We start from the raw sequence: 21,917 nt of genomic DNA on the forward strand, positions 1-21,917 counted from the left end.
ACCATCATGACCATCGTCAACCTCGCCGCCTACCACTTCGTGTCGCTCGACGCGACCGAGCAATGGCGCCCGCTCGTCACCGCCCGCTGCAACGAACTCGGCCTGCGCGGCACGATCCTGCTCGCGCCGGAAGGCATCAACCTGTTCATCGCCGGCACGCGTGACGCCGCCGACGCATTCATCGCGTACATCCGTCACGATCCGCTGTTCGAGGGCAGGTTCGCATCGCTGCAGTTCAAGGAAAGCCTGTCCGATTCGCAGCCGTTCCGCCGGATGCTCGTGCGCCTGAAGCGCGAGATCATCACGATGAAGAAACCGGCGATCAAGCCGGAACTCGGCCGCGCGCCGTTCGTCGACGCGCGCACGCTGAAGACGTGGCTCGACCGCGGCCACGACGACACGGGCCGCCCGGTCGTGATGCTCGACACGCGCAATGCATTCGAAGTCGACGTCGGCACGTTCGACAACGCACTCGACTACCGGATCGACAAGTTCAGCGAATTCCCGGAAGTGATCGACGCGAACCGCGCCGACCTCGAAGGCAAGACGGTCGTGTCGTTCTGCACGGGCGGCATCCGCTGCGAGAAGGCCGCGATCCACATGAAGGACATCGGCATCGAGAACGTGTACCAGCTCGAAGGCGGGATCCTGAAATACTTCGAGGAAGTCGGCGGCGCGCACTATCACGGCGACTGCTTCGTGTTCGACTACCGCACCGCGCTGAATCCGCAACTCCAGCCCACCGAGAACGTCACGTGCTTCGCGTGCCGCGCGGTCGTCACGCCGGAAGCACAACAATCGCCGAGCTACGTGCCCGGCCGGTCGTGCCCGGCCTGCGCACCGGCAGCCAGCGCAGCCTGACCGCGCGCCGCCCCGCGCCCCGATGAGCGCCTATCGCGGCCGCTTCGCGCCGTCGCCCACCGGCCCGCTGCACTTCGGCTCGCTGGTCGGCGCGCTCGCGAGCTGGCTCGACGCGCGCGCGCACGGCGGCGCATGGCTCGTGCGCATCGAGGATCTCGACGGCCCGCGCACGGTACCCGGCGCGGCCGACGACATCCTCGCGACACTCGCGCATTTCGGCATGACGCCCGACGAGCCGCCCGTCTGGCAAAGCACCCGCGACGCAGCCTATACGGCCGCGCTCGAACGGCTCGTCTCGGCCAGGCTCGTCTATCCGTGCGGCTGCACGCGCAAGGAAATCGCCGATTCGCTGCGCGCCGCGCACGAGCGCCACACGACGCTCGCCTATCCGGGCACCTGCCGCACCGGCCTGCACGGCAAGCCCGCGCGCGCGTGGCGGCTGCGCGTGCCGGACGGCGCCGCCGCGATCGTCACGTTCGACGATCGCTGGCAGCACGCGCAAACGCAGAACCTCGCGACCGAAGTCGGCGATTTCGTGCTGAAACGCGCGGACGGGCAATGGGCGTATCAGCTCGCGGTCGTCGTCGACGATGCCGATGCAGGCATCACGCACGTCGTGCGGGGCGCCGACCTGCTCGACTCGACCGCGCGCCAGATCTACCTGCAGCACTGCCTCGGCGTGCCGACCCCGCGATACCTGCACGTGCCCGTGGTGGTCGACGCGAACGGCGAAAAGCTCAGCAAGCAGACGGGCGCGACCGCGCTCGAGCGCGACAATCCGCTGCCGACACTGCAGGCTGCGGCCGCGCATCTGGGCCTCGCGCCGGCCGGCGCGCTCGCAGGCACGACTCTCGATGCGTTCTACGCAGCCGCAACGGCCGCGTGGGCGACGCGCTTCGGGCCGCAGGCCGGCTGACGCGCGGTTTCGCGCCGGTTTCGCGCCGAACGCGCGCCCGCCGGGTGCCGCTTGCATCGCTCTCCGCCGGCGCCAAGCGCCTTCTTCCGCTCCACCATCGAACCGCGCCCCCAATGAAAAACGGGCACATGCTCATCGCATGCACCCGCTTTTCCCGCAGCGCTCGCGCGCCGCGCCGTCGCGTCCGCCAGGCTTACGCCGACGGCTTGCGCGGCATCCCGAACCCGCCGAGCAGCGCGGCGACCTGACGCTTCGGCCCCTTCTTCTCGGGCTGCTGCGCAGGCTGCGCGTCGTCCCGCTGCTTCGCGGGCGCCGACGGCTCGTACGGCTTCAGGAAGAAATCGTCGACCGGCGCTTCGTGGCGACGGTGATGACCGCGCTCGGAGCTGCCCGGGCGGCGTCCCGACGCACCGCGATGTTCGTCGCGTTCGCGACGCCCGCCCCGTTCGCCGCCGCGCTCGTTGCCGCGCTCGTCGTGACGATGGCGCGCCGGCTTGTCGAGCGTGAGCGTCTGCATTTCGAGCGGACGCTTGATCAGCTTCTCGATATCGGCGAGCTGCTTGCGCTCGTTCGGGCTGCACAGCGACAGCGCGTCGCCCGTCGCACCCGCACGGCCGGTACGGCCGATCCGGTGCACGTAGTCTTCCGCGCTGAACGGCAGGTCGAAGTTGATCACGGCGGGCAACTCGGCGATGTCGAGGCCGCGCGCGGCCACGTCGGTCGCGACCAGCGCCTCGATCTCGCCGCGCTTGAACGCGTCGAGCGCCTGCATCCGCTCGATCTGCGTCTTGTCGCCGTGGATCGCCGACGCGACCACGCCGTCGCGCTCGAGATTGCGCGCCAGCCGGCTTGCGCCGATCTTGCTGTTGCAGAACACGATCACCTGCTTGAGCCCGCGATCGCGCAACAGCTGCACGACGGCCGCCTGCTTGTCGCCTTCGGCGACGTCGTAGACGATCTGCGTGACGTTCGCGTTCGTCGAGTTGCTGCGCGCGACTTCGATCGTCTGCGGGTTGCGCAGGTAGGTCGACGCGAGCTTCTTGATTTCCGGCGAGAAGGTGGCCGAGAACAGCAGCGTCTGACGCTCCTTCGGCAGCAGGTTCAGGATGCGCTGCAGATCGGGCAGGAAGCCCATGTCGAGCATCCGGTCGGCTTCGTCGAGCACGAGGATCTGCACCTGGCCGAGATTCGCCGTCTTTTGCTGCACGTGGTCGAGCAGGCGGCCCGGCGTCGCGATCAGGATCTCGACGCCGCGGCGCAGTTCGGCCATCTGCGGGTTCATGTCGACGCCGCCGAACACGACCGCGCTGCGCAGCGGCGTGTGCTTCGCATACGCGTGCACGTTCGCGGCGACCTGGTCGGCGAGTTCGCGGGTCGGCGTGAGGATCAGCGCGCGCACCGGGTGGCGCGCCGGTGACGCGCTCGTGTTGGCCTGCGGCAGCAGCCGCTGGATGATCGGCAGCGAGAAGCTCGCGGTCTTGCCGGTGCCCGTTTGCGCGGCGCCCATGACGTCGCGGCCGGCGAGCACGACCGGAATGGCCTGCGCCTGGATCGGCGTCGGCGTCGTATAGCCCTGCTCCGCAATGGCTTTCAGGATATCGGCGGCAAGGCCGAATTGATCGAAGGTTGCGTCGACGGGCTTGGCGACAGAATCGGACATGGTGGCGTTTCGCTCAAAAGGCGCGGCGGGGACATCGTGCGTCAGGCCAGCCGGGCCTGCGCTCATCACAATTCGGAAATAGACGGAGCCGCGGCGCGCCGCGCGGCGCCGCTCTGGCGCTTGGGACCGGTTCAATGCGAACGCTGGACGCCAGGCCGTGCGGACTCCGTTCGGCGCGAATGCCGGCGGAAAGGGGCGTATTGTAGCACTGCGCAGCCATCTGTCCGTGACAACGCCGCGAACGGCCCCAACGGCGGTACGCGCGACGGGCCCGGGCAGGCCCGCGCGGTCGACGAATGCCCCTATCGGGCTATCCCGATCGGTCGACGGATAATTTCAGGGGTCAGATTCCGGATCGCCTTGCCGGATCGCCTTGCCGGATCGCCTTGCCGGATCGCCTTGCCGGATCGCCTTGCCGGATCGCCTTGCCGGATCGTCTTGCCGGATCGCCTCACCGGATCGCCCGCCGCCGGCCCGCGTGCCACGCAGTCACACCAGAAAGCCTGCCGCCCGCTGCCACCGCCAGGCACGCCCCACGTTCCCGCCCGTCGCTCAGCCCTTCTTCTTTTTCTTCTCGACCTGGACGCAGTCGCCCAGCAGCGGCGGCGCATTCTGGTCGGCGATCTCGTCGCGCAGCGTCGCTTCCTTGCCCTTCGTCCACCACGTATAGCGGCCGGCCTGATAGCGCGCGCCGGACGCCGACACGGTGTCGACGAACAGCATCTGCTTCCCGTTGACCGGCACGAGCGCGAAGCTCTGGCCGTTGCCCGCGAGCCAGTACGACACGCGCACGGGCTGTTTCTGGTTCGCGCACTGGTAGACGGCGAACTGGCGCGAATCGGCGTCGATCTCTTCGACGGTCAGTTGCGCGGCATGCGCGACGGAAACGGCGGTGCCGGCGAGCGCGAGCGCGGCGAGCGTTTGGCGAATCATGCAGGTCCTCTCACGAGACGGGTGGAAACGCGCCCTCGCGGGGCGCGCAATTATTGTTGGCGATCGCGTCGTATAGCGTGATCAGGGATCGATGACGTCGGCACACGCGTCGGTCGGCGCGGCCGCGAGATGGCCGACGAGCGGCACGATCTTGAGCCCGGCCGAGGCCACCCGGCACGGCGCGGCCGCGACGCCGCAACCCGCGAGACTCGCGACCAGCGCCAGTGCGGCGCCCAGCTTTCCGATACGCAGCCACCTTGGCGTCATCGTCCTCTCCTGGTTACGTCAGCGCGCCGACACGGGCCGGACGGCCGCAGCGGCACGCTTCGCGCGTTCGCGGGCTTCGTCGACGGTCGCACCGGTCGCCAGCGCGACGCCCATGCGCCGCTTCGCAAAACTTTCCGGCTTGCCGAACAGGCGCAGGTCGGCGCCCGGCACCGCAAGCGCGTCGCGCACGCCTTCGAACGCGATGCCGCGCTCGTCGAGCCCGCCGTAGATCACGGCCGACGCGGCCGGCGAACCGAGCGCCGGATCGACCGGCAGCCCGAGAATCGCACGCGCGTGCAGCTCGAACTCCGACTGGCGCTGCGACGCGAGCGTGACGAGGCCCGTATCGTGCGGCCGCGGGCTCACCTCGGAGAACCACACGTCGTCGCCGCGCACGAACAGCTCGACGCCGAACAGCCCGCGCCCGCCGAGCGCCTCGGTGACCTTGTGCGCGATTTCGCGCGACTTCTCGAGCGCCGCCGCGCTCATCGGCTGCGGCTGCCACGACTCGACGTAGTCGCCCGCCACCTGCACGTGGCCGACCGGCTCGCAAAAATAGGTGCGCGTGGCGTCCGTCGCCGGATCGATCGCGCGCACGGTGAGCTGCGTGATCTCGTAGTCGAAATCGATGAAGCCTTCGACGATCACGCGGCCGTGGTTCACGCGCCCGCCCGCCATTGCGTAGTCCCACGCCGGCTTCACGTCGGCTTCGGTCTTCACGACCGACTGCCCCTTGCCCGACGACGACATCACGGGTTTCACGACGCACGGCATGCCGATCTTCGCGACGGCCGCGCTGAACGCTTCGAACGAATCCGCGAACGCATACGGGGACGTCGGCAGGCCGAGCTCCTCGGCCGCGAGCCGGCGGATCCCTTCGCGGTTCATCGTGAGCTGCGTCGCGCGCGCGGTCGGGATCACCTCGGCGAGACCGGCCGCCTCGATCGCCGCGAGCGCGTCGGTCGCGATCGCCTCGATCTCGGGCACGATCAGGTGCGGGCGTTCGGCCTCGACGATCGCGCGCAGCGCGGCGGCGTCGGTCATGTCGATCACGTGCGCACGATGCGCGACCTGATGGCCGGGTGCGTCCGGATAGCGGTCGACCGCGATGACTTCGACACCGAGACGCTGCAACGCGATGATGACTTCCTTGCCGAGCTCGCCGGCGCCGAGCAGCATGACGCGCGTGGCCGAGGATGAGAGCGGCGTACCGAGCCGCTGACCGATCTGCATGTGATTACCCGCTTCTGGTGGAGGACGAAAACGGCTCCGATGTTAACACGCGCCACGACACCGGTTTGGCGCGTTTCGCCGTGCCGCCGCCCCGCGTCGGGCCGCTCGCGAGCGGGCTGCGAACGTTTTCACGCGCGAAGTGTCGGCTCGCCTGCCGCGGGGCGGGTGCGTTACTCTTACGCCTTGATCAGAATCCGATGAGGAACGAGGCTCATGTCCCACCTGTCCGCGGCCGCACGCGCACGCACCGGCCTGCTTCGCCCGTTGCGCGCGCCGCTCTGCGCGTTGACGCTTGCCACGCTTCTCGCCGCCTGCGCGATGCCGACCCACCCCGATTCCGCCGCCCCCGCGCCCGACCCGTACAACCCGGCCGCCGTCCAGCTGCTCGACGACACGAGCTGGGAGCTCACCAGCTGGCTGAACGCCGACGGCACGCAGCGCGCGATCCCGCACGGCGACAACGGCGAGCCGATCAAGCTCGCGCTGTCGACCGAGTCGGGCATCCGGCGCGCGAGCGGGTTCTCGGGCTGCAACCGCTACATGGGCACCTACGCGATCAAGAACGGCCTGTTGAGCTTCGGGCCGCTCGCCGGCACGCGGATGGCCTGCCCGAATACGCTCGGCGGCCAACTCGAACCCGCGTACCTCGACGCACTCGCCCACATCGACAAGACCGGCGTGCAGATGCGCGAGCCGCAGCAATTGCAGATCGTGACCGCGTCCGGCGCAACGCTGACCTTCACGCACCGGAGCCCCTGATGCAGCACCGCGCGCGCGAAGGCCGACCGACCGCCTTCGCGTGGCGCGCCACGCGCGTGTGCCGCGCACCCACGTGCGCGGCGTGAAGCGGATGCACGCCGCGTTAGAGTCTTGTTCGCCGGCCGGTTAAACTCGGCGGGTCGCGCCCCGCGCGCCCCTCCCCACTCCTGTTTCAAAGCATGCACACGGTTGTCTTCGGCTGGTTCGGCATCTCCGCCGTCTGGTTCCTCCTTCTCTTCTGGCGTCTCGTGCAGGCGATGCTGCCCGGCGGCGGCGGGCTCGCCGGCCGCGGCTCGATCCGTCTGTGGCTCGGCTTCGCCGCGGTGTTCGTGGCCAGCTGCACGCTGACGAGCCCGCTGTCGGGCCCCGACACGAACGCGCTCGGCCATGCGTTCTCGGCAGGCTTCGCCCGCGTGCTCGGCCCGATCGGCACGCCGGTCGCGATGGTCGTGCTGTTCTTCGCCGGGCTGCCCTGGTTGACCGGCATCGGCTGGCGGCAGTTCGCCGCCTGGGTCGACACGTCGTTCGGCGTCAAGCTGTCGCGCGACGGCGGCGACGACGACGCCCGCGGCATTGCCGACCTGCCGCGCAGCGCGCTGCATCGCGACGACGATGTCGTACAGCCGACCACCGCGCACACCGTCAATTCGATGGCGCCGCGCCAGAACGGCCGGTATTCGCGTCCGACGCTGTGGAAACCCGATCCGCAGGCGCGGCCGAAGCCGCGCAGCAGCACGCCCCCGCGCCCCCACGTGGAACCCGTCGCGCCGTCGGGCTGGTTGAAGCCGACCGCGCCCCAGCGCGCGCCGACGCAGCCCGCACCGATCCCCCCGGCCAGCGCGATGCCGCCACCGACGACCGGCAGCACCGCGAGCCTGGCGCGCGCAGCGGCGAATTCGCAGGTCCCGCGCCCCGATCCAGCCCCGCTTCCCGTCGGATTCGAACCCGTCCGCCCGCGGCCGACAGCCGCGCGACCGGCCACGGCCGCATTGAAGCCGACTACGCCGCGTACCACGGTCACGCCGCGGCCGGCCGCCGCGCAGCCGCAGCGTCCGCTGGTACGCCCCGTCGCAGGCGCAGGTTCGGCCGGTCAGCCTGCGGATACGGCACGACGTCGTCCGGCGCCGCAAACGCCGGCGCGTGCGCCGCTCTATGCATGGACGGAAAAACCCGCCGCGCCGATCGCGCCGGCACCGAGCGTGCACGACACGCTGCGCTCGATCGAGGCCAGCACCGCGCAATGGGCGACGCTGGGCGGTGCGCAGCCGGCCGACGCCGGGCACGCTGCCGCCGCAGCCGCTACCGTGGCCGGTGTGGCCGTGGCAGCAGCCGGCGTTGCGGCGCCGGCATCGGCGGCCGCATCGACCATGCCGGCCGTGCCGACCGGGATCGCCGCCGCGACCCACGGCCTCGCCGCGCATGACGCCACGGTATCGCTCGCGCACGATGCGGCGCCGGCGTACGACGACAACGCACCGATCGTGCTCGACGCGTTCATGCCGGCGGCACCCGCTGTTCATGCACCGGGTGCCGATGCGGGCACCGTGGCGCTCGACGCGGCCGCCCCGCACGCGCTGCCAAATACCGGCAGCGACGATGCCGCGTTTTCGCATCACGCCGACGACGAGATCCGGTACGCCGACGATGCGCCTGCCGCGCCGACGCCGGGAATCCCGTCCGCACCCTCAGCCTCGTTCGACGCGCCCATCGACCTCGCACCGTGGGAAGACCTCGCCAGCCGGCCGGTTTCCGCGTTCGACGCATCCGCGTGGAACCCGGCCGCCGAGTCGTCGACGGACGCGACGGGATCGGAACCGGTCGATGCTGCCGCCGCGCAACCCAGGCGCGAGGCGGCTCACGACATCGCCGCGAGCAATCTGCCGGCACCCGTCGATAACGACGACAGGTACACGGCGCAACCGGCTCCCGCAATCGATCACATCGCATCGGCCCGCGTGCCGCAGGGCATCGACGATGCGCACGCCGACGTGAAAGCGACAGGGAACATCGCACCGTTCGCGGCCCTCCCCTCTTCGCCGATCACCGAAACGACGTCGCGCGCAAGTGCCGAAGCCAGGCCGTTTGCGGCGGTGTCGGCAACGTCGGGATCGGCTGCGTCGGGTGCAGCACCGGAAGCCATCAAGGCAGACACAGCAGAACCTGCGGCACCGCCGTCGGCAAGCGCCCAAGACTCCGCGCCGGCAGCGGAATGGACTTGGAAACCGTCGACGGCACGATCTGCCCCGACGAATACGACCGCCGCCGTGGAATTGCCGAAATCGCCGGTCGCCGCTCAACCGTTTGCCGCCGCAACGCAGACGGCTTCGGCTGCTGCGTCGCCGCTCGTCGGCACCGCTCAAGGCTTTGCCGCGCAAGCACCTGCATTCGCTTCGGAGACATCGCCTGTCGCCGAGACCACTTCAACGGATCGCGTGACCGGCACGACATCCGGTTCGCCTGCTCAGTCGCCTGCGTCGGCATCGACCGCTGCATCAGTCGCGTCGACATCCGCAATCGGCGCAACCGGCGCTGCGTTGGCTTCGCTTTCGCAGCCGGCCGCATCGGCATCGACCGTTGCATCCGCCCCATCGGCATCCCTGGTCGGCGAAACCGGTACTGCGTCGGCTTCGCTGTCGCAGCCGGCCGCATTGGCATCGACCGCTACATCCGCCCCATCGGCATCCCCGGTCGGCGTAACCGGTACTGCGTCGGCTTCGCTGTCGCAGCCGGCCGCATTGGCATCGACCGCTACATCCGCCCCATCGGCATCCCCGGTCGGCGTAACTGGTACTGCGTCGGCTTCGCCTTCGCAGCCGGCCGCGTCGACATCGACCGTTGCATCGGTTGCGTCGACAGCCCCGGTTAGCGAAACGGGCACGACTTACGGTTCGTTCCCCCGTGCATCGATGCCCACATCGCCCGTCGTGACTCCGTCGACGGCCGGCACGTCGGCTTCGACATTCGGTTCGACCGCGCCCGCACCGGCTGTCGCACCCGCGCTCGCTGCCGCGATGCCCGTGAACACCGCGTCCGGCTCGCCGGCGCCGGCGCCGGCGTCGGCGCCGGCCAACCCGGCAAGCTCATCGACGGGTACGACATTCGGCACGTTCGGCACCTCCGGCGCGGTCGCACCGCAGCCGGCCGCAAGCCTGCCCGTGCCTCCGGCCGTTTCCGACACGACTGCACCGTCCCCCGGCGCCGTCGCACCGATCACGTCCGCCGCAGCGACTCCGGCGCAACCGATCTCCGGCTCGCCCGTCGCTCCGACCGGCTCGCTGCCGTCCTTCGGGGCAACCGCCGCGATACCGACTCCGTCGATCGCTTCCGCACCTGCCGCGATCGAAGCCACGACGTTCGCAGCCCCGCCCGCCCCGGCCTCGTCGCCGGCAAGCTGGCACGTGCCGAACGTCGCCGCGACACCGGCAGCCGCTGCCCCGCAACCTGCCACGACATTCCCCGGCGCGAGCCTGTCCGCACCGGCGGCGGTCACGCCCGTACCGGCGATTCCCGCTGCCCCGCCGGCAGAAGCGACCGCCGCCGCGGCAACAACCGAACCCGCCGCACCGGCCCCCGACACCCCCGCCCGCCCGCCGCGCCCGAACGCGTTCGAATTCCACGCGCCCGCGACGTTCAACGTCGAACTGCCGACCCTCGACCTGCTCGAACCCGCGTCCGACGACATCGAAACGATCACCGACGAACACCTCGCGCAAACCGCGCAGGTCATCGAACAGCGACTGCAGGAATTCAAGGTGCCGGTAACGGTGGTCGGCGCATCGGCCGGCCCCGTGATCACGCGCTTCGAGATCGAACCCGCGCTCGGCGTGCGGGGCAGCCAGATCGTCGGGCTGATGAAGGACCTGTCGCGCGGCCTCGGCCTCACGTCGATCCGCGTCGTCGAGACGATTCCCGGCAAGACCTGCATGGGCCTCGAACTGCCGAATGCGAAGCGCCAGATGATCCGCCTGTCGGAAATCCTCGAGTCGCGCCAGTACCAGCACTCGGCCTCGCAACTGACGATCGCGATGGGCAAGGACATCACCGGCCATCCGGTCGTCACCGATCTCGCGAAGGCGCCGCACATGCTCGTCGCGGGCACGACGGGCTCGGGCAAGTCGGTCGCGATCAACGCGATGATCCTGTCGCTGCTGTACAAGGCGACACCCGAGGACGTGCGGCTCATCATGATCGACCCGAAGATGCTGGAGCTGTCGGTCTACGAAGGCATCCCGCACCTGCTCGCGCCGGTCGTCACCGACATGAAGCTCGCGGCCAACGCGCTGAACTGGTGCGTCGGCGAGATGGAGAAGCGCTACCGGCTGATGTCGGCCGTCGGCGTGCGCAACCTCGCGGGCTTCAACCAGAAGATCCGCGATGCCGAAGCGAAGGAAAAGAAGATCGGCAACCCGTTCTCGCTGACGCCCGAGGACCCCGAGCCGCTGTCGACGCTGCCGCTGATCGTCGTCGTGATCGACGAGCTGGCCGACCTGATGATGGTGGCCGGCAAGAAGATCGAGGAACTGATCGCCCGTCTCGCGCAGAAAGCGCGCGCGGCCGGCATCCACCTGATCCTCGCGACGCAGCGCCCGTCCGTCGACGTGATCACGGGCCTGATCAAGGCGAACATCCCGACGCGCGTCGCGTTCCAGGTGTCGTCGAAGATCGACTCGCGCACGATTCTCGACCAGATGGGCGCCGAATCGCTGCTCGGGATGGGCGACATGCTGTTCCTGCCGCCGGGCACCGGTTATCCGCAGCGCGTGCACGGCGCATTCGTCGCCGACGAGGAAGTGCACCGGATCGTCGAGTACCTGAAACAGTTCGGCGAACCGCAGTACGAGGAAGGAATCCTCGACGGCCCGGCCGCCGACGGCGCAACGCAGGACCTGTTCGGCGATGCGCCGGACGCGGAGGCCGATCCGCTGTACGACGAAGCCGTCGCGTTCGTCGTGCGCACGCGGCGCGCGTCGATCTCGTCGGTGCAGCGGCAGTTGCGCATCGGCTACAACCGCGCCGCACGCCTCGTCGAGCAGATGGAGGCGGCCGGGCTGGTGTCGCCGATGGGCATCAACGGCAGCCGCGAGGTGCTCGTGCCGGCCGCGGCCGACTGAGCGCGGCCGCCGCCGCCGTCCACCGATGCGGGCCACCGGGAAACCGGCCGCCCCGGAAAGCAAAGGGCGCTGCATCGGCAGCGCCCTTTGTCATTTACTGCACCGGCACCAGCTTGAAGTCGACCGGCTTGCCGACCGCCACCTTCTGCGGATTCGGGCCCAGTTGCCCCGTTTCCACATTGCGGCTGAACACGTAGAACGTATCGCTGTCCTGGTTGCCGACGATCAGCCACTTGCCGGTCGGGTCGATCAGGAACTCGCGCGGCGTCTTGCCGAGGCTCGACTGGCGGCCGACGGGCTTCAACCGGCCGTCGGCCTGGTTCACCGCGTAGATCACCAGGTCGTTCGCATCGCCGCGGTTGCTCACGTAGAGGAAGCGGCCGTCAGGCGACAGGTGGATCGCACCGCCGCCGACCTTGCCCTTGAAGCCCGGCGCGGTCATCGATACGGTCTCGACCGGCGTCAGCTTGCCGTCGTGGTAGCCGAACACCTCGACCGCCGCGTTGAGCTCGCTCGTCACGTACGCGTACCGGCCGTCGGCGCTGAACACCATGTGACGCGGGCCCGAACCCGCCTTGACCGGCGTGTAGCGCGTGTCGGTCGGGCTGATCAGCCCGCGGCTGCCGTCCACCGTGTACCGGTAGCCGTAGACCTTGTCCGCGCCGAGATCCTGTACGAACAGGTAATGGCCATCCGGCGAAAACACCGTCGAATGCACGTGCGCGCCGTCCTGGCGGCCCTTCACGGGCCCCGTGCCCTCGTGGTGCACCGTCAGCACGGCCTGGCCGACCGCGCCGTCGTCGCGCAGCGGAAACACCGCGAAGCTGCCGCCCGGATCCTTCGCGACCGAGTAATTGGCCGTCACGAGGTACTTGCCGTCCGGCGACAACGCGAGATAGCAAGGATCGTTCCCTTCCGACGACACGCGGTCGATGAAGCTCAGCGCGCCCGTCTTCGCGTCGAAGCGGAAGGCGCTGACGCCGCCGCGCTGCGACGCCGGCCCGTCGTCGCCGGGCAGTTCGTTGACCGCGTAGACGGTACGACCGTCGCGGCTCGGCAACAGATACGACGGATTCACCGTCTTCGCCGACGACACCGGCGCGACGCTGCCGGTTTTCGTATCGAAGCGGTAAACATAGATCCCGTCGCTGCCGCCGCCCGTGTAGGTGCCCACGAGCAGGTTGTACACGCCGTCGGCCGGAGCGGGCGATTGCTGCGCAAATGCATGGGTCGCGGAAAGGGAGAGCACGATCGCGAAACCTTTCATCCAGTGAGCGAGCCTAAGCGGGAACCCTCGTGTCGAAGCGCGTGCGTCACGCTCGCGTAAACGGTTGGGCATTGAATCCTCCTTGCATCGAGTCGCTTCAAGTGTTGAGATAGGACGAAACGCCGGCCGTTCATGCGCTCCGCCGCCCGGCCGAGTATACGGGGCGCGGCGCCCGCGCGTGAAGCCTTGGCCGCCGCCGTCCGCATTGTGAACTCGAATACCCAAGGATCGCCTGCCCATGCCTGCCCTGATCGAAGACTACGCCCTCGTCGGCGACGGCCACACCGCCGCGCTGGTCGCCAAAGACGGCTCCGTAGACTGGCTGTGCTGGCCCCGCTTCGATTCGGGCGCCTGCTTCGCGGCGCTTCTCGGCACCCCCGAGCACGGCCGCTGGCTGCTCGCGCCGGCCGCCGATGCCGCGATCACGCACACGTCGCGCCGCTATCGCGGCGACACGCTGATTCTCGAAACCGACTACGAAAGCGCCGACGGTGCCGTCACCGTGGTCGACTTCATGCCGCCCGGCAACGGCTGGTCCGAGCTGGTGCGGATCGTCATCGGCCGCCACGGCACGATGAAGATGCGCATGGAGCTCGTGCTGCGCTTCGACTACGGTTTCTCGATTCCGTGGGTCACGCAGCTGACCCGCGAGGACGGCATGAAGGCGATCGCGGGCCCTGACACCGTCGTGCTGCGCACGCCGGTACCGCTCACCGGCAAGAACCTCCATACGCTCGCGGAATTCACCGTGAACGCCGATGAACGCGTGCCGTTCTCGCTCAGCTATGCGGCGTCGCACATGCGGCTGCCGCCCGCACGCGATCCGCTGTCGATGCTCGCACGCACCGAGAACTACTGGCTCGAATGGTCGGGCCGCTGCCAGGTGCAGGGCCGCTACGCGGCCGCCGTGCGCCGTTCGCTGATCACGCTGAAGGCGCTGGCGTACGAGCCGACCGGCGGGATCGTCGCGGCGCCGACCACGTCGCTGCCCGAGAAGATCGGCGGCAATCGCAACTGGGACTACCGCTACTGCTGGCTGCGCGACGCGACGATCACGCTGCTCGCGCTGATGCGCGGCGGCTACTACGACGAGGCGCGCGCGTGGCGCACGTGGCTCGGCCGCGTGATGGCGGGCTCGCCCGAACAGATCCAGATCATGTACGGGATCGCCGGCGAACGCCGGCTGCCGGAAATGGAACTCGACTGGCTGCCCGGCTACCAGGACTCGAAGCCGGTGCGCGTGGGCAACGGCGCCGCGAACCAGCTCCAGCTCGACGTGTTCGGCGAGGTGATGGCCGCGCTGCACCTCGCGCGCGTGGGCGGCCTGCAGGCCGACGACACGGTGTGGTCGGTGCAGTGCGCGCTGCTCGACCATCTCGAGAAGATCTGGCAGGAGCCCGACGAAGGCATCTGGGAAACGCGCGGCGGCCGCCGCCATTTCACGTTCTCGAAGGTGATGGCGTGGGTCGCGTTCGACCGCGCGATCAAGTCGGCGGAGATGTTCCGGCTGCCCGGCTCGCTCGACCGCTGGCGCGCGCTGCGCGAGCAGATCCATGCCGACGTGTGCAACAACGCATGGCACGAAAGCAAACGGGCGTTTGCACAGAGCTACGGCAGCGACGAACTCGACGCGAGCGTGCTGCTGATGCCGCTGCTCGGCTTCCTGCCGCCGGAAGATCCGCGCATCGTCGGCACGGTCGAAGCGATCGAGCGGGAGTTGCTGCACGACGGGCTCGTGATGCGCTACCGCACGACCGAATACGACGACGGCCTGCCGCCCGGCGAAGGCACGTTTCTCGCGTGCAGTTTCTGGCTGGTCGACAACTATGCGCTGCTGGGCCGGATCGACGACGCGCACCGCCTGTTCAGCCGGCTGCTCGCGCTGTCGAACGACCTCGGGCTGCTCGCCGAGGAATACGACCCGGTGGCCGGGCGGCTCGTCGGCAATTTCCCGCAGGCGTTCTCGCACGTGGCGCTCGTGCATACCGCGATGAACCTGATGCACCACGAGGACGCGATGGCGCGCGCGGCCGGCCAGCCGGCGCCGGCCGTCGCCACGGGGCGCTGAACGGGACGCGAGCGGCTTGTTCAGAGAACGTCAAATCGCAAAACTTTGATGAAAAATCGGGGAAATGTTGCATTGCACCACCCATCGTTGTCCGATATGATCGACGCGATTGTCCGGCTGCAGTGCAACATGGCCGGCCGCTGACCCACACGGCACGCCGCGACGCCTCACGCCGCCCTTGCGCACCGTCCCCCACGCGGGAGTAGTCTGCATGCTTTACCAACTGCACGAATTCCAGCGAGCCATGCTGAGCCCGCTGACGGCCTGGGCCCAGGCCGCGTCCAAATCGTTCGCCAATCCGTCCAGCCCGTTCTCGCTGATGCCCGGCGCGCCGCGGATGGCCGCCGCGTACGAGCTGATGTACCGGCTCGGCAAGGATTACGAGAAGCCCGAGTTCAACATTCACCAGATCGTCAAGGACGGCCACAACATCCCGATCGTCGAGCAGACGATCGTCGAGAAGCCGTTCTGCCGGCTGCTGCGCTTCAAGCGCTATTCGGACGACGCCGACGCCGTCACGCAGTTGAAGGACGAGCCGGTCGTGCTGGTCTGCGCGCCGCTGTCGGGCCACCACTCGACGCTGCTGCGCGACACCGTGCGCACGCTGCTGCAGGATCACAAGGTGTACATCACCGACTGGATCGACGCGCGGATGGTGCCGGTCGAGGTCGGCCCGTTCCACCTGCACGACTACATCGCGTATATCCAGGAATTCATCCGTCACATCGGCGCGCGCAACCTGCACGTGATCTCGGTGTGCCAGCCGACGGTGCCGGTGCTCGCGGCGATCTCGCTGATGGCGAGCCGCGGCGAGGACACGCCGCTCACGATGACGATGATGGGCGGCCCGATCGATGCGCGCCGCAGCCCGACGTCGGTGAATTCGCTCGCCACGCAGCACTCGACCGCGTGGTTCGAGAACAACGTGATCCACACGGTGCCCGCGAACTACCCGGGCGAAGGCCGCCAGGTGTATCCGGGCTTCCTTCAGCACACGGGTTTCGTCGCGATGAACCCGGAGCGGCACGCACAGTCGCACTGGGATTTCTACCAGAGCCTGCTGCGCGGCGACGAGGAAGACGCCGAAGCGCACCGCCAGTTCTATGACGAATACAACGCGGTGCTCGACATGGCCGCCGAGTATTACCTCGAGACGATCCGCATCGTGTTCCAGGAATTCCGGCTGGCCGAGGGCACGTGGGATGTCGAAGGCGAGCGCGTGCGTCCGCAGGACATCAAGCGTACCGCGCTGATGACGATCGAAGGCGAACTCGACGACATCTCCGGCAGCGGCCAGACGCACGTCGCGCATGAGCTGTGCACGGGCATCCCGCAGGACCAGCGTCGCAGCCTGACCGCCGAGAAGTGCGGTCACTACGGGATTTTCTCGGGCCGCCGCTGGCGCACGATCATCTATCCGCAACTGCGCGACTTCATCCGCGAGCATGCGCCGGAGCCGAAGCACGGCGCGACGAAGGATGCCGCGGATGCGCCGGCACCCAAGACGCTCTCCGCCGTGCCGGCCAGCCATGCGCCGCTCGAAACGACGCGCGCCACCGCGGCGAAGCGCACGCGCGCGAAGGCCCCCGCCAAGGCAGTCGCAGCGGCGCCGGCCAAGGCCGCACCGGCCGCGAAACGCGCCGCCGGCGGCCCGCGCGTCAAGGCCGTGCGTACGCGCAAGGCCGCCTGACGCACCGCGTCCCGACGAAAAAACGCCGCCGTTGCCTGCGCACGGCGGCGTTTTTGCATCCTTCGACCGCTTCGGCCGGCCGGTGCGTCAGCGACGCAGCAGATACGCGAGCAGCAACTCGGTGTTCATGCGGACCATCTCGGCGCGTTCGTCGGTGTCGGTGAAATCGCGGCCGAGCGTCGCGGCGAGCGTGAAGCGGTTCGACACGATGTAGTAGCCGAGCCCCGACAGCGTCACATAGAAGCGCAGCGGATCGACGTCGGTGCGGAACAGCCCGGCCTTCTGGCCGCGCGTCAGCACGTTGCCGAGCTTCGCGACGATCGGCGACATCATCTCGCGGATCCGCGTCGACTTGTGCAGGTAGCGCGCTTCGTGCAGGTTCTCGTTGTTGATGAGCCTGAGCAGTTCCGGATGGTCGCGGTAGTAGTCCCAGACGAAATGCGCGAGCCGCGTGACGGCTTCCACCGGCGCGACGCCGTCGAGGTCGAGCACGCGCTCGGCCTCGGTCAGCGCGGAGAACGCGTGTTCGAGCACGGCCGTGAACAGCTGCTCCTTGCTGCCGAAGTAGTAATAGAGCATGCGCTCGTTGGTTTCGGCCCGGCGCGCGATCTGGTCGACGCGCGCACCGAACAGCCCTCCACTCGCGAACTCTTCGGCTGCCGCCATCAGGATGCGGCGGCGCGTACCTTCAGGATCTCTTTTGATTTTTGGCTGATTCATGGTGGCGTTTTGCTATGTGAGCCGCTTGATCCGGACCGGCACCCCCACCGCCTCGGCGCCGGCCGCCCTGGAACGGGCGCGCCGCGGGCGGCCGCCCTCCTGCTGAGCCCCTGCAAAAAAGCGGTTCGATTATGCGCACAGACGGCGTCCAGCGCAATGCGGGAAATCGGCGATAATCGAGCTTTGGCAAACCTTTCCGGCCGCGCCCGAAGCGGCCGAGAGCCATTCGGCGCCGCTGCGCCCGTTGTCACCGTGACCGACTCCAAAACACTTGCGGATCGCATCGAAGATCTGCTTCCCCAGACGCAATGCACGAAGTGCGGCTATAACGGCTGCCGGCCGTACGCCGAGGCGATCGCCGCCGGCGACGCGAACTACAACCAGTGCCCACCCGGCGGCGCCGAAGGCATCGCGCGCCTCGCGGGCCTGCTCGGCAAGCCCGTGATTCCGTTGAACCCCGTGAACGGCAGCGAGCATCCGCGCGCCGTCGCCTTCATCGACGAAAGCCTGTGCATTGGCTGCACGCTGTGCATGCAGGCGTGCCCGGTCGACGCGATCGTCGGTGCGCCGAAGCAAATGCATACGATCGTCGAGTCGCTGTGCACGGGTTGCGACCTGTGCGTGCCGCCCTGCCCGGTCGACTGCATCGCAATGCTGCCCGTGACCGGCGAACGCACCGGCTGGGACGCGTGGTCACAGGAACAGGCCGATGCCGCACGCGAACGCCACGACCTGCGGCTCGCGCGCCAGCGCCGCGAGCGCGAAGCCGCCGAAGCGCGTGCGGCCGCACGCCGCGCGGCCAGCGCCGCGAAGCCGGCCGCGGCCCCCGCGGGAACGCCATCCGCCGCACCGGCTGCGGACGACGCCGAAGCGAAGAAGCGCGCGATCATCGCCGCCGCGCTCGAGCGTGCGCGCAAGAAGAAGGAAGAACTGTCCGGGCAAGGTGCCGGGCCGAAGAACACCGAGGGCGTGAGCGCGGCAGTCCAGGCACAGATCGACGCCGCCGAGGCGCGCCGCAAGCGGCTCGCGGAACAGCAGGCCCAACGCGACGCCGAAGCGGCGGCCGCGAGCGGCAACGACGAAGAAAACGACGCAGGCAACGACGGCCCGTCCGCACCGCCCGACCAGAACGCTCCATGAACGCCAGCAAACGACGCGCGATCTACGAAACGCTGCAGAGCCTCAATCCGCATCCGACCACCGAGCTCGAATACTCGACGCCGTTCGAGCTGCTGATCGCCGTGATGCTGTCCGCTCAGGCGACCGACGTATCGGTCAACAAGGCGATGCGGAAGATGTTTCCGGTCGCGAACACCCCGCGACAAATCGTCGCACTCGGCGAAGAAGGCGTCACCGAGTACATCAAGACGATCGGCCTGTACCGGACCAAGGCGAAGAACGTGGTCGCGACGTGCCGGATCCTGCTCGACCGCTACGACGGCGAGGTGCCGGCCGATCGCGAAGCGCTGGAAGGCCTGCCGGGCGTCGGCCGCAAGACCGCGAACGTCGTGTTGAACACCGCGTTCGGCCAGCCGACGATCGCGGTGGACACGCACATCTTCCGCGTTGCGAACCGCACGGGGCTCGCGCCGGGCAAGGACGTGCGCGCCGTCGAGGCCGCGCTCGAGAAGTTCACGCCGAAGGAGTTCCTGCAGGACGCGCATCACTGGCTGATCCTGCACGGTCGCTACGTGTGCAAGGCCCGCAAGCCCGAATGCTGGCATTGCGCGATCGAGCCGCTGTGCGAATTCAGGCCGAAGACCCCGCCGCCCAACGAGTGACGCGCAACCGCGGCCGGCCTGCCGCAAACCGCCGGACGCCATGCGGCCCGACGCTCGACGCACGCCCCACCGGCCGCCCTCCGCCGGCAAACCGCGGCCGCGACAGCGCGTAGCCATCCGCGCCGCCGCTTTCCCCTTCCCGACTATGCGTTGGAGGTCGCGGTCGCATCGTCGGCCGCCGCGCCGCCCGCGCGCACCAGCGCCAGCACGGCAGCCAGGATCGCGACGCCGCCCGCCCACTGCAGCGGCGACAGCGCCTCGCCGAACAGCAACGCCGCCAGCGCGACCGTCACGACCGGTTCGAGCGTCGACAGCATCGACGTGCGCGCGGCCCCAAGCCGTTCGAGCCCCGCAAAGAACGCGATCATCGCCGCGACCGTCGACACGAGTGCGATCGCAAGCATCGACGCCCAGCCGCCGGCCGTCGCGGGCCAGCGCGGCGGCGCGCCGAACGCCGCGGTCCGCACGACGGCGATCGCCACGAGCGTCGCGGTCGCCGACAGGCAGATGATCGCGGTGGTCGCGAGCGGATCGACGCCGCGCGTCGCCTTCGTGCCGCCGACGATGTACAGCGAATAGATCACCGCGGCGGCCAGCGCGAGCGCGATCCCGAGCGGCTCGCCATGCCCGCCGCCGACCATCAGCGCCGAACCCGCGACGCACAGCACGAGCGCGACGGCCTTCGCGCGCGTGAGGTGCTCGCCGAGCCACCACGCGGCCAGCAGCGTGACGAAGGCCGGATACAGGTACAGCAGCAGCGCGACAAGGCTCGCCTGCGCGTGCTGCAGCGCGCTGAAGTAGCAGAACGACTGCCCGACGTAGCCGAGCGCGCCCATCGCCACGAGCGGCGCAAGCGCGCGCCCGCGCGGCCACGTGACGCGGCGATGCCGTGCGATCGCGGCGAGCACCGCGCCGCCGATCGCGAAGCGCACGATCAGCAGCCCGAGCACGTCGACACCGGCCGCATACGCGTAGCGGCCGAAGATCGCCATCGCGCCGAACGCGGCGGCGGATAGCGCGACGTAAAGCGTGCCCTGCAGGGCTGCGGACGATGGGCGAGCGGTGGCGGTCATGACGGAACGGATGAGAACGGTGCGGTGACGGGAAGCGTTGGAGTGTAACGGCGCGGCGGCCGCGAGCCTAGCCCGCGCTTACCCCGCGCTTACCCGTTACCCGGCACCGGCGGCGCACGCCACCGGCCCGCGCCGCTCACCCGCAAGGCCCGCGGAACCCCCGCCGCTGCGGCCACGCGATCGCGCCAAACCCGCCGCCTGCGCCGCCCGCCGACCCGGCGTACAATGCGCGACGCGGCATCAAGCCGTCCGAATCACGACGTTTCCCCACCATGTTCAATCCAAGCCGCGACGAAGTGCGTCGCTTTTTCACCGAGACCTGGCGCAAGCAGCGCGCCGGCGAGATCCTGACGCCGCTGGAAGCGATGGCAGCCGACTGGATCGTCGAGCATCCCGAATACCACGACGAACTCGCCGACGCCGATGGCGCCACCGCGCGCGAGTACACGCCCGAGGAAGGCCGCACGAACCCGTTCCTGCACCTGTCGATGCATCTCGCGATCAGCGAGCAGCTGTCGATCGACCAGCCGCCCGGCATCCGCGCCGCGCACGACAAGCTCGCGGCGAAGCTCGACTCGACCCACGACGCGCAGCACGTGATCATGGAATGCCTCGGCGAGACGATCTGGGAAGCCCAGCGCACGAACACGCCGCCCGATACCGACGCGTACCTGCAGCGCATCCTGCGCCGCGCATCGCGCGACTGAGCGCCGCCGCGGCGCCCCGCGGGCGCCGGCGCGCGGGCAAAAAAATACCCCGCCGGGGCGGGGTATCCTTGCTGCGCGGGCCTGCCGGGCCCGTCGCGCTTACTTCTTGAACACGAGATCGGTCTCTTTCAGCGACTCGATGTAGGCCGCGATGTCCTTCATGTCGCTGACCGACAGGCTCTGCACCTGTGCCTGCATGATCGCGTTGTTGCGGCCGAGCAGCGGATTCGTCAGGCCCATCTGGTACTGGCGCATCGCCCACACGAGGTAGTCGGCATGCTGGCCGGCGAGGCGCGGATATTCGGCGTTGATCGGCTTGTTCATCTGCGCGCCGTGGCAGGCGGCGCAGTTGTGCGATTCGACCAGTTCCTTGCCCTTCGTGATGTCCGCCGCGTGCGCGGTACCGATCGCGAGGCCGGCCGCCAGTGCAACCGCCGCCGTCTTGAATGCGTTGTTCATGAATGCTCCTGTCCCGCCGAGAGATCGGCGGCGCGCGCTTACTTGTAGGGGTTGTCCTTCGAGTCGGCCTTCTGGGCGGCGTAGTACGCCGACAGATCCGCGATGTCCTGGTCCGTCAGCGAACCGGCGATCGCATTCATCGACGGGAAGTGACGATCCTTCTTGCGGTAGGCCTTCAGCGCGTTCTCGAGGTATTGCTGGTTCTGGCCGCCGAGGACAGGCACCCGGTAGACCTCCGGGTACGCCGCGCGGTAGTCCTGGATGCCGTGGCAACCGATGCACATGGCGACCTTGCTCGCCCCGTCCTTCGGGTTGCCGACCACACCGGCCGCCTGCGCGCTGCCCGCGAGCGCCACGAGCGCTGCGACAACGACGTGTTTGCCGACGAATTTGTTCATAGCTCTTGTAACCT

The 21,917-nt window shown here is 69.1% G+C and carries 17 protein-coding genes and 1 pseudogene; 9 read left to right on the top strand and 9 right to left on the bottom strand.

All coding sequences use genetic code 11. The annotated features are described in order from the left end of the window. Nucleotides 1-6: 6 nt before the first annotated feature. Together ACTJLD_RS31395 and gluQRS are read left to right on the top strand one after the other, a co-directional pair. Nucleotides 7-861 carry a sulfurtransferase gene (locus ACTJLD_RS31395; protein ID WP_440660574.1) on the top strand — a complete coding sequence of 285 codons (855 nt, stop codon included), beginning with the start codon at nt 7-9 and terminating at the stop codon, nt 859-861. A 22-nt stretch (nt 862-883) separates the two neighbouring features. Further along, entirely contained in the window at nt 884-1,777 is an 894-nt protein-coding gene (gene gluQRS / locus ACTJLD_RS31400; protein WP_440660576.1) for a tRNA glutamyl-Q(34) synthetase GluQRS, read from the top strand. A gap of 193 nt (nt 1,778-1,970) precedes the next feature. Here gluQRS and ACTJLD_RS31405 read toward each other — a convergent pair whose 3' ends face one another. The 4 genes from ACTJLD_RS31405 to purT form a co-directional block, all read right to left on the bottom strand. Then, on the bottom strand, nt 1,971-3,503 hold the full coding sequence (locus ACTJLD_RS31405) for a DEAD/DEAH box helicase (protein ID WP_176115225.1): 1,533 nt from the start codon (nt 3,501-3,503) through the stop codon (nt 1,971-1,973). A 486-nt stretch (nt 3,504-3,989) separates the two neighbouring features. Beyond that, the gene (locus ACTJLD_RS31410) at nt 3,990-4,370 is read right to left on the bottom strand and encodes an MliC family protein (protein ID WP_021161266.1); all 381 of its coding nucleotides are present in this window, start codon (nt 4,368-4,370) and stop codon (nt 3,990-3,992) included. Between the two features lie 81 nt (nt 4,371-4,451). Then, nucleotides 4,452-4,637 (bottom strand): DUF6726 family protein, encoded by a 186-nt coding sequence (locus ACTJLD_RS31415; RefSeq protein WP_027786814.1) that lies wholly within the window; start codon nt 4,635-4,637, stop codon nt 4,452-4,454. 18 nt (nt 4,638-4,655) lie between these two features. Beyond that, on the bottom strand, nt 4,656-5,870 hold the full coding sequence (gene purT / locus ACTJLD_RS31420) for a formate-dependent phosphoribosylglycinamide formyltransferase (RefSeq protein ID WP_059590653.1): 1,215 nt from the start codon (nt 5,868-5,870) through the stop codon (nt 4,656-4,658). Between the two features lie 213 nt (nt 5,871-6,083). On the opposite strand from purT, the gene ACTJLD_RS31425 reads away from it, so the two are divergent. Together ACTJLD_RS31425 and ACTJLD_RS31430 are read left to right on the top strand one after the other, a co-directional pair. Next, complete coding sequence (locus ACTJLD_RS31425; RefSeq protein ID WP_059697969.1) at nt 6,084-6,629, top strand: META domain-containing protein; 546 nt, start codon at nt 6,084-6,086, stop codon at nt 6,627-6,629. Between the two features lie 2,633 nt (nt 6,630-9,262). Next, nucleotides 9,263-11,740, top strand: a pseudogene (locus ACTJLD_RS31430) (DNA translocase FtsK); the annotation flags it as partial. A gap of 94 nt (nt 11,741-11,834) precedes the next feature. Here the strand turns inward: ACTJLD_RS31430 and ACTJLD_RS31435 are convergent. Further along, entirely contained in the window at nt 11,835-13,079 is a 1,245-nt protein-coding gene (locus ACTJLD_RS31435; protein ID WP_027786811.1) for a lactonase family protein, read from the bottom strand. 166 nt (nt 13,080-13,245) lie between these two features. On the opposite strand from ACTJLD_RS31435, the gene ACTJLD_RS31440 reads away from it, so the two are divergent. Together ACTJLD_RS31440 and ACTJLD_RS31445 are read left to right on the top strand one after the other, a co-directional pair. Then, the gene (locus ACTJLD_RS31440) at nt 13,246-15,075 is read left to right on the top strand and encodes a glycoside hydrolase family 15 protein (RefSeq protein ID WP_021161258.1); all 1,830 of its coding nucleotides are present in this window, start codon (nt 13,246-13,248) and stop codon (nt 15,073-15,075) included. A 211-nt stretch (nt 15,076-15,286) separates the two neighbouring features. Then, nucleotides 15,287-16,765 carry a polyhydroxyalkanoate depolymerase gene (locus ACTJLD_RS31445; RefSeq protein ID WP_060172950.1) on the top strand — a complete coding sequence of 493 codons (1,479 nt, stop codon included), beginning with the start codon at nt 15,287-15,289 and terminating at the stop codon, nt 16,763-16,765. An 87-nt stretch (nt 16,766-16,852) separates the two neighbouring features. On the opposite strand, the gene ACTJLD_RS31450 is transcribed toward ACTJLD_RS31445, so the two are convergent. Beyond that, on the bottom strand, nt 16,853-17,485 hold the full coding sequence (locus ACTJLD_RS31450) for a TetR family transcriptional regulator (protein ID WP_021161256.1): 633 nt from the start codon (nt 17,483-17,485) through the stop codon (nt 16,853-16,855). A gap of 156 nt (nt 17,486-17,641) precedes the next feature. On the opposite strand from ACTJLD_RS31450, the gene rsxB reads away from it, so the two are divergent. Next, on the top strand, nt 17,642-18,625 hold the full coding sequence (rsxB, locus tag ACTJLD_RS31455; RefSeq protein WP_124545835.1) for an electron transport complex subunit RsxB: 984 nt from the start codon (nt 17,642-17,644) through the stop codon (nt 18,623-18,625). Continuing rightward, complete coding sequence (gene nth / locus ACTJLD_RS31460; RefSeq protein WP_042976184.1) at nt 18,622-19,266, top strand: endonuclease III; 645 nt, start codon at nt 18,622-18,624, stop codon at nt 19,264-19,266. Before rsxB ends, nth begins: the two co-directional genes overlap by 4 nt. A gap of 143 nt (nt 19,267-19,409) precedes the next feature. On the opposite strand, the gene ACTJLD_RS31465 is transcribed toward nth, so the two are convergent. After that, on the bottom strand, nt 19,410-20,339 hold the full coding sequence (locus ACTJLD_RS31465) for a DMT family transporter (RefSeq protein ID WP_059688848.1): 930 nt from the start codon (nt 20,337-20,339) through the stop codon (nt 19,410-19,412). A 272-nt stretch (nt 20,340-20,611) separates the two neighbouring features. Between ACTJLD_RS31465 and ACTJLD_RS31470 the strand changes: the two genes are divergently transcribed. Beyond that, complete coding sequence (locus ACTJLD_RS31470) at nt 20,612-21,046, top strand: DUF1841 family protein (RefSeq protein ID WP_027786805.1); 435 nt, start codon at nt 20,612-20,614, stop codon at nt 21,044-21,046. Between the two features lie 99 nt (nt 21,047-21,145). On the opposite strand, the gene ACTJLD_RS31475 is transcribed toward ACTJLD_RS31470, so the two are convergent. Then, nucleotides 21,146-21,505: a c-type cytochrome gene (locus ACTJLD_RS31475; protein ID WP_027786804.1), complete on the bottom strand. Its 360-nt coding sequence runs from the start codon at nt 21,503-21,505 to the stop codon at nt 21,146-21,148. A 38-nt stretch (nt 21,506-21,543) separates the two neighbouring features. Next, complete coding sequence (locus ACTJLD_RS31480; protein ID WP_021158557.1) at nt 21,544-21,903, bottom strand: c-type cytochrome; 360 nt, start codon at nt 21,901-21,903, stop codon at nt 21,544-21,546. Nucleotides 21,904-21,917: the final 14 nt, after the last annotated feature.

The sequence above is a fragment of the Burkholderia sp. 22088 genome (assembly GCF_052045915.1).
Classification (GTDB): domain Bacteria; phylum Pseudomonadota; class Gammaproteobacteria; order Burkholderiales; family Burkholderiaceae; genus Burkholderia; species Burkholderia cepacia.

Bases quoted from the DNA above. Each gene is read 5' to 3' on its own strand.
- ACTJLD_RS31465 (WP_059688848.1), bottom strand. From the start codon at position 20,339: ATGACCGCCACCGCTCGCCCATCGTCCGCAGCCCTGCAGGGCACGCTT.
- ACTJLD_RS31410 (WP_021161266.1), bottom strand. From the start codon at position 4,370: ATGATTCGCCAAACGCTCGCCGCGCTCGCGCTCGCCGGCACCGCCGTT.
- ACTJLD_RS31480 (WP_021158557.1), bottom strand. From the start codon at position 21,903: ATGAACAAATTCGTCGGCAAACACGTCGTTGTCGCAGCGCTCGTGGCG.
- nth (WP_042976184.1), top strand. From the start codon at position 18,622: ATGAACGCCAGCAAACGACGCGCGATCTACGAAACGCTGCAGAGCCTC.
- ACTJLD_RS31425 (WP_059697969.1), top strand. From the start codon at position 6,084: ATGTCCCACCTGTCCGCGGCCGCACGCGCACGCACCGGCCTGCTTCGC.
- ACTJLD_RS31475 (WP_027786804.1), bottom strand. From the start codon at position 21,505: ATGAACAACGCATTCAAGACGGCGGCGGTTGCACTGGCGGCCGGCCTC.
- ACTJLD_RS31435 (WP_027786811.1), bottom strand. From the start codon at position 13,079: ATGCCCAACCGTTTACGCGAGCGTGACGCACGCGCTTCGACACGAGGG.
- rsxB (WP_124545835.1), top strand. From the start codon at position 17,642: ATGCGGGAAATCGGCGATAATCGAGCTTTGGCAAACCTTTCCGGCCGC.
- ACTJLD_RS31415 (WP_027786814.1), bottom strand. From the start codon at position 4,637: ATGACGCCAAGGTGGCTGCGTATCGGAAAGCTGGGCGCCGCACTGGCG.
- gluQRS (WP_440660576.1), top strand. From the start codon at position 884: ATGAGCGCCTATCGCGGCCGCTTCGCGCCGTCGCCCACCGGCCCGCTG.
- ACTJLD_RS31450 (WP_021161256.1), bottom strand. From the start codon at position 17,485: ATGAATCAGCCAAAAATCAAAAGAGATCCTGAAGGTACGCGCCGCCGC.
- ACTJLD_RS31470 (WP_027786805.1), top strand. From the start codon at position 20,612: ATGTTCAATCCAAGCCGCGACGAAGTGCGTCGCTTTTTCACCGAGACC.
- purT (WP_059590653.1), bottom strand. From the start codon at position 5,870: ATGCAGATCGGTCAGCGGCTCGGTACGCCGCTCTCATCCTCGGCCACG.
- ACTJLD_RS31440 (WP_021161258.1), top strand. From the start codon at position 13,246: ATGCCTGCCCTGATCGAAGACTACGCCCTCGTCGGCGACGGCCACACC.
- ACTJLD_RS31395 (WP_440660574.1), top strand. From the start codon at position 7: ATGACCATCGTCAACCTCGCCGCCTACCACTTCGTGTCGCTCGACGCG.
- ACTJLD_RS31405 (WP_176115225.1), bottom strand. From the start codon at position 3,503: ATGAGCGCAGGCCCGGCTGGCCTGACGCACGATGTCCCCGCCGCGCCT.
- ACTJLD_RS31445 (WP_060172950.1), top strand. From the start codon at position 15,287: ATGCTTTACCAACTGCACGAATTCCAGCGAGCCATGCTGAGCCCGCTG.